Here is a 9,323-nt window from a genome sequence, read left to right on the forward strand (position 1 = left end):
ACGACACCAATCCGACGGTCGACGCCCTCAATGACGGCGATCCGCTCAGCGACTCCTTCACCGTCCATTCCGAGGACGGCACCAGCCAGCTGATCACCATCTCCATCACCGGCACCAACGACGCCGCCATCATCGACGGCACCACCAGCGGCGCGGTCGACGAGGACGGCGCCGATGCCCCGGTCACCGCCATCGGCTCGCTGACGGCAAGCGACGTCGACAACGCCGACAACGTCTTCCAGGCCGACAGCGGCAGCACCAGCTACGGCAGCTTCACCATCGATGCCGCCGGCAACTGGACCTACACGCTCGACGACACCAATCCGACGGTCGACGCCCTCAATGACGGCGATCCGCTCAGCGACTCCTTCACCGTCCATTCCGAGGACGGCACCAGCCAGCTGATCACCATCTCCATCACCGGCACCAACGACGCCGCGGTGATTACCGGCAACGGCATCCAGGACACCTCGGTCACGGAGAAGAGCGGCGTTGCCAATGGCACGCCGGGCGATGCGACGGCCGGGGGCGACCTCAACGCGATCGACGTCGACAATCCGGCCACCTTCGACGTCCAGGCCGCCGTGGCCAAAAGCTATGGCACGTTCTCGATCGATGCCGCCGGCACCTGGAGCTACACGCTGGACGACAACAACGCCACCGTTCAGGCGCTCAACAGCAGCGGCGCGAACACCACGCTGCATGAGCTGGTGACGGTCACCACCGCCGACGGCACCTCGCAGGTGGTCGATATCACCATCAACGGCGCCAACGATGCCGCGGCGATCACCGGCACGGCCAGCGGAGCCGTCGTCGAAGCGGGCAGCTCCAATGGCGGCGGCACGCCGACAGCTACCGGCGACCTTCTTTCAACCGATGTCGACAACACCACGGACTCGTTCCAGGCCGTCAATTCCGCGACGGCCAGCGCGTCCGGCTACGGCGCCTTCACCGTGACATCAGCCGGTGTCTGGACCTATACGCTCGACAATTCGAACCCGACGGTCAACGCACTCGCTGACGGGCAGCCATTGAGCGACAGCTTTACCGTCTATTCGGAGGATGGCACCGCAAAGCTGGTCTCGATCTCCATCACCGGCGCCGACGACGGCCCGCCGCGCTTTGCGCCGACCGATATCCAGCTGACGCCGATCACAACAACGGATAATGTGAATTTCAATTCCTTCCAGTTCACCGGAACCCTGAGCGCGACCGACTCAGATCCTGGCAGCTTTGTCTACAGCATCACCTCGCAATCGAATGCGAACCTGTTTTCGATCAGCGGGAACACGCTCAGCTCGGGAAGCCTCACGACGAACAGCATATCCACCGTGACCGTGCAGGCCACCCAAGTCGGCGACCCGGTCGGGCCCGCATATCAGTACAGCGAGACGTTCCAGATCATAACGGGCAGCAACGGCTTGAACGCGGGAGAAACACTCAACGATCCCAGCAACAACAACGGCGACGACGTCCTCTACGGCAATGGCGGAGCGGACTCGATCTTTGGCCTGGCCGGTAACGACACGCTGTTTGGGCAGGACGGCAACGACACACTGAACGGCGGCGATGGCAACGACCGACTGGTCGGCGGTGTCGGCACTGACACGCTTACCGGCGGCCTGGGAGCCGACACGTTCTACTACGGATCGGCCGTTTCGGATTCCCCGGCAAGTGCCGCGAACGACACCATCACCGACTTCGTGCATGGCACCGACAAGATCGACCTGTCCTCGATCGACGCCAGTACCGCCGCCGGCGACCAGGCCTTCCTGTTCGGCGGGCAGAACGGGGCTACCGTCGCCAACAGCATCACCTGGTCTGAGGTCGGCAGCAACACGATCGTGCGTGTCGACGTCAACGGCAATGCGACGGCGGATTTCCAGATCACGCTGACCGGCACCGGGCTTGGCCTGACCGCGAGCGACTTCGTGCTGTGATGAATGAGGAGGTGAGCCGGCGGCCACGCGCGGCTCACCTCGTTTCCCGCCGGCCGCGGGTTCTGCTTACGAATTAAGGTTTACGGCAGGTTTACGAGCGGATCGCGTGGCCGATTGAGGGATCGGTAGTAGTATCGGTCCGGGCGTGCAGTTGGGGGGCGGGTTCTCCGCTGGGTATCTTGAGTATCGGTAGCAAATCGCAGATCGTGAACGACGCGCTTCGGGCGTGCCGCCGCTATTTCCTGGTCGCGGCCGCCTTCAGCCTGGCGATCAATCTGCTCTATCTCGCCTCGCCCCTCTACATGCTGCAGATCTACGACCGTGTCGTCACCAGCGGCAGCCAGACCACACTGGTGATGCTGACGCTGGTGCTGCTGGTCGCCTTCATGGCGCTGGCCGGCCTCGACCTGGTGCGCGCCTGGATCCTGACGCGCGCCAGCGCGCGCCTCGATCGGCTGCTTTCGGCCAGGATCCTGGCCGCATCGGTCGAAACGCCGTCGCAGGGCGCCTCGCAGAGCCAGCCGATCCGCGACTTCGACACGTTCCGGCAGGTCATCACCGGCAGCGGTATCCACGCGCTGTTCGACCTGCCCTGGTCACCGATCTACATCGGCATCATCTTCCTGCTGCACCCCTGGTTGGGCTTCTTCGCGCTCGGCTCCGCGCTGCTGCTCATCGCCATGGCGGTGCTAAACGAATATCTGGTGCGCGCGCCGCTGAAGCAGGCCAACGACATCGCGACGACCAACTACAATTTCACCGAGATGAGCCTCAGGAATTCGGAGGTCGTTCGTGCCATGGGCATGATCGACGGCCTCATCCGCCGCTGGGGCCGCGACCGCAACCTAGCGCTCTTGCGCCAGGCGCAAGCGAGCGACCGCGCCGCGCTGATGACGGGGCTAATCCGCTTCCTGCGCCTGACCATGCAGTCGCTCATCCTCGGCCTCGGCGCCTATCTGGTGATCGAACGGCAGACCACAGCCGGCTCGATGTTCGCGGCCAGCCTCCTGCTCGGTCGCGGCCTGCAGCCGGTCGAGCAGATCGTCGGCCTTTGGCGCAGCCTGATCCTGGCGCGCGCGGCGCTTGCGCGAGTGCGCAGGCTGGTCGACGGCGACGCGAAGGACGAACGCTCGTTCAACCTGCCGAAACCCTCCGGCAAGATCTCGGTCGAGCAGGTGAGTTTTGCCATTCCGAACCTGCAGAAAGTACTGCTGCGGGATGTCTCCTTCCGGCTCGAGGCGGGCGAGGCCCTCGGCATCGTCGGCCCTTCCGGCGCCGGCAAGTCGACGCTAGCCAGGCACCTCGCCGGCGTCATGCAGCCGAGCCGCGGTACCGTCAGGCTGGATGGGGCCGACATGTCGCATTGGGGGCGCGATACGCTGGGCGACCATATCGGCTACCTGCCGCAGGACATCGAGCTCTTCGCCGACACCGTCGCCGCCAACATCGGCCGCTTCAAGACCAATGTCGACCAGGAGGTGATCGAGGCCGCGCGGCTCGCCGGCGTACACGACATGATCATCCGCCTGCCGCAGGGCTACGAGACGCAGATCGGCGAAGGCGGCGCGGTGCTGTCGGGCGGTTATCGCCAGCGCATCGCCCTTGCCCGGGCGGTGTTCGGCACCCCGAACCTGATCATCCTCGACGAGCCGAGTTCCAACCTCGACGCCGACGGCGACCGCGCGCTCAGCGACTGCGCGATCGAGCTCAAGCGCCGTGGCAGCACTGTCATCATCGTCTCGCACCGGCCCTCGACGCTCGCCAATGTCGACAAGATCCTTTTGCTGCGCGATGGCGCGGTCGAAGCCTTCGGCATGCGGAACGAAATCGTGGCGCTGCTCAACCAGCGCCAGGCTCCGATCGCCGTGGCAACCCAATGAACTGCGAAAGGAGAGACGTTTGAGCGACAGCGCCCTCACTTACCGCAGCCTGCCCGGCGAAGCCGGCATCCCGGCCCCGGATTCGATCCGGATGCCGGCCCTGATTGGCCTGTTGATCATCCTCGCCTTCTTCGGCGTCTTCGGCGGCTGGGCCGCCTTCGCCCCGCTGAACGGCGCCGTGCTCGCCGAGGCGGTCGTCAAGGTGGAGGGCAACCGCAAGAGCCTCCAGCATTTCGATGGCGGGACGGTAAAGGAGATCCGCGTCAAGGACGGCGATATCGTCCAGAAGGGCCAGGTCCTGCTGCTGTTGGACGACACCAGGCTGCGCTCCGAGTTCAATCTCTACGCCCAGCAGTACGCCCTGCTGCGTGCCACCGATGCCAGGATCCGGGCCGAGCTCGACGGCAGCCAGGAAGTTGCCTTCCCGAAGGATATCGCGGGCGAGCACCAGGCCTATCTCCAGGACGCGATGGCCAACCAGGTCGCCGATCTCGAAAGCCAGCGCGCCTCGATGGCCGGCGCCAGGCAGATCCTCGAGAAGCGGATCGCCGAGCTCGACGAGCAGATCGAGGGCAAGCAGGCGCGCGTCGATTCCTATCGCGCCCAGTTGCAATCGACCGTCGACGAGAAGGCGAGCCTCGGCAAGCTGCTCAAGGCCGGACTGACGACCCGCCCGCGCATCCTGGAGCTCGACCGATCCGCCTCGGACCTGCAGGGCCTGATCGACGAGAACCTGGGCGCCATTGCCGGCAGCCGGCAGACCAAGGCCGAGCTCGAGAGCCAGATCGCGCAACTGTCCAACGAACGCCGGGCCAAGCTTTCGGCGATGATGATCGAGACGCAGTCCAACCTGGCCGATCTCGTGCCCAAGATGTTCGCGGCCCAGGCCGCCATGGACCGTGCCGAGGTGCGCGCGCCCTATGACGGCCAGGTGATGGACCTCAGCGTCTTTTCGATCGGAGCGATCGTCGCGCCGGGCCAGACCATCCTCGATATCGTGCCGACGCAGAATTCGCTGATCGTCCAGGCGCAGGTCCGCGTCGAGGACATATCGAGCCTCAGGTCCGACATGACGGCCGAAGTCCGCTTCACCTCCTACAAGCAGCGCTCGATACCGATCATCCATGGACACGTCACCCGCATTTCGGCTGACCGTATTACCGACAGCAAGACAGGCCTTCCCTACTATGTCGCCGACATTGCGGTCGATCCGGCCGAACTGGCCGCCGCCCCTCAGATATCGCTCTATCCAGGCATGCCGGCCTCGGTGATGATCGTCACCGAGGAGCGCACGGCGCTCGATTACATATTGGGGCCGCTGGTGACATCGTTCCACACCGCCTTCCGGCAGAAATAGCCGCCGCGGCGACGGCCGGATCAGTGATCCGTATCGAAAGGGCGCTCAGTCGGTCCTGATCCAGACGCCCTTGGTGTTCAGATACTCATCGAGGTGCTCGGTGCCGCCTTCGCGTCCGTAGCCGCTCATCTTGTAGCCGCCGAACGGCACCGCCGGGTCGATCGCGTGATAGGTGTTGACCCAGACTGATCCGGCGCGGAGCCGATTGGCCAGCCGGTGCGCCTTGCCGATATCGTGCGTGAACACGCCGGCGGCGAGCCCATAGGGCGTGTCGTTGCCCCGCCGCACCGCCTCATCCAACGTGTCGAACGGCAGCGCCGAGATGACCGGGCCGAAAATCTCCTCTTTGGCGATGCGCATGTCGTCGGTCACGCCGGCGAACACGCCCGGCGTGATGAAATTGCCCAAGGCAAGCGCACCCTCGGTGACGCGCGCGCCGCCGGTCAACAGCCTAGCGCCCTGCCGCACGCCGTCCGCGATGAAGCCGGTGACGCGCTCGAGCTGACGGGGAGAGATCAGCGGCCCGATCTCGGTTGCCGGATCGGCGCCGTCGCCGATCCTGAGCTTTGCCGCATGGGCGGCGACCCGCTCGACGAACTCCTCATAGATCGGCTGCTCGACGAAGAGCCGCGAGCCGGCGATGCAGATCTGGCCGGAATTGGCGAAGACCGACATCGCCGCCACCGGCACGGCGCGCTCGATGTCGGCGTCGGCGCAGACGATCACCGGCGACTTGCCGCCAAGCTCCAGCGAAACGCGCTTCATGTTGGAGGCCGAGGCGCGCAGGATGCTTTGGCCAGTCGCGGTGGAGCCGGTGAAGACCACCTTATCGACATCCATATGCGAGGCCAGCGGCGCGCCGGCCTCGGCGCCGGTGCCGGTGACGACGTTGACAACGCCCTCCGGCAGGCCCGCTTCCAGCATGATCTCGGCGATCAGCAGCGGCGTCAGCGGCGCCTCTTCCGAGGGCTTCAGCACGATGGTGCAGCCGGTGGCGAGCGCCGGGCCGATTTTCCAGATCGAGGCGGCGGCAGGCGCGTTCCAGGGAATGATCGCGCCAACGACGCCGACCGGTTCCTTGCGGGTGTAGGACACGATCTCGCCGGGCAGCGAGTTGCCGATCGTCTGCCCGTGAATGGAGGTGGCCATGCCGGCATAGAAGCGCAACATGCCGAGCACGCGGGTCCTGTTGGCCAGCGTGCGCGTGATCGGCATGCCCATATCCGTCGTATCGGAAAGCGCGATCTCTTCCCAATGCCGCTCCATCAGATCGGCGATCTTGAGGAGCAGGAGCTGGCGCTCATACGGCTTGAACCGGCTCCACGGTCCTTCGAAGGCACGGCGCGCGGCGGCGACGGCGAGGTCGATGTCCCCGGCACCGGATCGCGGCACGGTGCCGATCACCGCCCCCGTGGCGGGGTTGCGCGTCTCGAAGGTGCGGCCGCTCGCCGCGTCGCGCCACTTTCCATCGATCAGCATCTTGCGGTGCCGTCCGTCGATGGGAACGCGCAAGGATAGATCTTTCGCCGATGCCGTCATTGCCGCAGACCCTTGTTCCTGAAACGCCCGGCCGAAAGCAAAGCAGCCGTTGCAGACCAGCACCGCCTATGTAACGTGCCGCGGGTGAACAAAGGAAGACACATAGGGCCCGACGCCCGCTATACGGAGCTGGTCATCCCGCCGTCGACAAGAGCATCTGACCGGTGACGAAACTGGCGGCGTTCGAAGGCAGGAAGATCGCCGCGCCATCGAGCTCGTCGGCGCGATCTTCCGGCACCACGACGTCGTTCCGCTGACCTTCGCGCGCTGGCCCACCCACGGCAAACCAGTCGTCTTTGATTTCGATGCCAGGCCGACGGCAGTCGAGACAGCAACGGCGGTCATTCGAAAGTGTAGGTGAACCCTTCCGCGGAAGCCCCGACGGTCACTTTCGTCATCTTTTCGCCTTCGAGCGAACGGTTCAGAACGCCGCGGCTCAGTTCCGGCAGCAGCGTGTTGGTGAGGATGGCGTCGATCATTCTCCCGCCGGATTCGATCTCGGTGCAGCGCGCCTTGACCAGATCCATGACCCCGTCGCCGATCACCAGCTCGGCATCGCTTGTGGCTCGCAGCCGGCGCGCGATCTTGGCGAACTGGTGGCGCGTGATCGCCTCGATCATCGCATCCGACAGCGGATAGTAGGGTATGGTCACCACCCGGCCAAGGAAGGCCGCGGGGAAAACCTTGAGCAACGGGCCGCGCAAGGCGGTGTCGAGATCGTCGAGCCCGGCTCGCACCGTGCCGTTCCCGGTGCGGTCCATGATGACCTCGGAGCCGACATTGGATGTGAGCAGGATCAGCGTGTTCTTGAAATCGATCCGCCGGCCTTCGCTGTCGTCCATCATGCCCTTGTCGAAGACCTGGAAGAAAATCTCGTGCACGTCGGGATGCGCCTTCTCGACCTCGTCGAGCAGGATCACCGAATAGGGTTTTCTGCGCACCGCCTCGGTTAGGATACCGCCCTTGCCGTAGCCGACATAACCGGGCGGCGCGCCCTTGAGCGTCGAGACCGTATGTGCCTCCTGGAATTCGGACATGTTGATCGAGATGAGGTTCTGCTCGCCGCCGTAGAGCGTTTCGGCCAGCGCCAGCGCGGTCTCGGTCTTGCCGACGCCGGAAGGACCGCAGAGCAGGAACACGCCCACCGGCTTTTCCGGCGCGCCGAGCCCGGCGCGGCTGGTCTGCACGCGTTTGGCGATCATCTCCATCGCGTGATCCTGGCCGACCACGCGCTCGGCAAGCGTGGCGGCGAGCTTGAGCGCCTTCTCGGTCTGGCTGGACAGCATCCGTCCGGTCGGGATGCCGGTCCAGTCCTGCACCACCGCGGCCACGGCGTTGCGGTCGACAGATGGCAGGATCAGCGGCGTCTCGCCCTGGGCCGCGGCAAGTTCCCCCATCAATTCGCGCAATCGTGCCAGGTCGGCGGCGGAATCCGGTGGCGAAGCGGCGACCTCGGCAACGGGCGCCTCGACCTTGGCTGCCTTCGTTTTCGCGGCCTTCGTCTTCGAGGTCTTGGTTTCCGCTGCTTTCACCTCCGGCGCCTTGGCCCCGGGTGCCTTCTTCTCCGGTGCGTCTGCTCCGGTCGCGGCAGCCGCTTCGCCGCCGGCAGCTTCCTCGGCGTCCACCGGATCGAGCGGCACGCCCTCGCCGCGCAGTCGTGCGCGCAGGTCAAGGATTTCGGCCACCAGCGCCTTTTCCCGGTCCCAACGGGCCTGGGCGGCGGCCAAAGCGGCTTCGGTTTCGGCCAGGCCGGCATCGACCCTGACCTGCCGGTCCGCCACCTCGATGCCGATCGCCGCCTCGCGGCCGATGATGCCGCGCTCGACCTCGAGCGCCTGGCGACGGCGCAATATGTCCTCGACTTCGGCAGGCGTCGCATGCTGCGAAATGGCGACGCGGGCGCAGGCCGTGTCGAGAAGGCTGACCGCCTTGTCGGGCAGCTGCCGCGCCGGAATGTAGCGATGCGACAAGGCAACCGCCGCCTCGATCGCCTCGTCCAGAATCTGCACCTTATGGTGCTGTTCCAGGACGCCGGCGACGCCGCGCAGCATCAGCACGGCCACGACTTCCGACGGCTCATCGATCTTGACCACCTGGAAGCGGCGGGTCAGCGCCGGGTCCTTCTCGATATGCTGCTTGTACTCGGCCCAGGTCGTCGCCGCGATGGTGCGAAGCTCGCCGCGTGCCAGCGCCGGCTTCAGGAGATTGGCGGCATCGCCGGTTCCGGCGGCACCCCCGGCGCCGATCAGCGTGTGCGCTTCGTCGATGAACAGGATGATCGGCGTCTCGGAGGCTTGGACCTCGTCGATGACCGCCTTCAGCCGCTTCTCGAACTCGCCCTTGACGCTTGCCCCCGCCTGCATCAGCCCGACGTCGAGCATGCGCACGCTGACATTCTGGAGCGTTGGCGGCACGTCGCCCTGGGCAATGCGGAGCGCAAAACCCTCGACCACGGCGGTCTTGCCGACCCCGGCCTCGCCGGTGAGGATCGGGTTGTTTTGCCGGCGCCGCATCAGGATGTCGACGATCTGCCGGATTTCGGGATCGCGGCCGACGACCGGATCGATCTTGCCGTCGTGGGCGCGCTGCGTCAGGTCGGTGGCATAT

6 protein-coding genes are annotated in these 9,323 nt (G+C 65.7%); 3 read left to right on the forward strand and 3 right to left on the reverse strand.

Features of this window, described 5'->3' with window-relative positions:
- The 3 genes from EN745_RS22825 to EN745_RS22835 all read left to right on the forward strand — a co-directional run.
- Positions 1 to 1,940, forward strand: a 1,940-nt coding sequence (locus EN745_RS22825; RefSeq protein WP_189363127.1) for a VCBS domain-containing protein, incomplete at its 5' end; no start/stop codon positions are given.
- Positions 1,941 to 2,125: 185 nt separating this feature from the next.
- The gene (locus EN745_RS22830) at positions 2,126 to 3,820 is read left to right on the forward strand and encodes a type I secretion system permease/ATPase (RefSeq protein ID WP_127422324.1); all 1,695 of its coding nucleotides are present in this window, start codon (positions 2,126 to 2,128) and stop codon (positions 3,818 to 3,820) included.
- 19 nt (positions 3,821 to 3,839) lie between these two features.
- Positions 3,840 to 5,177 (forward strand): HlyD family type I secretion periplasmic adaptor subunit, encoded by a 1,338-nt coding sequence (locus tag EN745_RS22835; RefSeq protein ID WP_127406189.1) that lies wholly within the window; start codon positions 3,840 to 3,842, stop codon positions 5,175 to 5,177.
- 45 nt (positions 5,178 to 5,222) lie between these two features.
- On the opposite strand, the gene EN745_RS22840 is transcribed toward EN745_RS22835, so the two are convergent.
- The 3 genes from EN745_RS22840 to tssH all read right to left on the reverse strand — a co-directional run.
- The gene (locus EN745_RS22840; protein WP_127406190.1) at positions 5,223 to 6,716 is read right to left on the reverse strand and encodes an aldehyde dehydrogenase family protein; all 1,494 of its coding nucleotides are present in this window, start codon (positions 6,714 to 6,716) and stop codon (positions 5,223 to 5,225) included.
- 133 nt (positions 6,717 to 6,849) lie between these two features.
- A complete protein-coding gene (locus EN745_RS36255) occupies positions 6,850 to 6,996 on the reverse strand; it encodes a hypothetical protein (RefSeq protein ID WP_189363128.1) in 147 nt (48 codons plus the stop codon).
- Positions 6,997 to 7,057: 61 nt separating this feature from the next.
- Positions 7,058 to 9,323, reverse strand: a 2,266-nt coding sequence (tssH, locus tag EN745_RS22845; RefSeq protein ID WP_127422323.1) for a type VI secretion system ATPase TssH, incomplete at its 5' end; no start/stop codon positions are given.

Origin of the sequence: Mesorhizobium sp. M4A.F.Ca.ET.022.05.2.1, assembly GCF_003998845.1 — a bacterium.
Taxonomy (GTDB): Bacteria; Pseudomonadota; Alphaproteobacteria; order Rhizobiales; family Rhizobiaceae; genus Mesorhizobium.

What these genes read in the sequence shown, in the direction of transcription:
- EN745_RS22840 (WP_127406190.1), bottom strand. Translation starts at nt 6,716, where the DNA reads ATGACGGCATCGGCGAAAGATCTATCCTTGCGCGTTCCCATCGACGGA.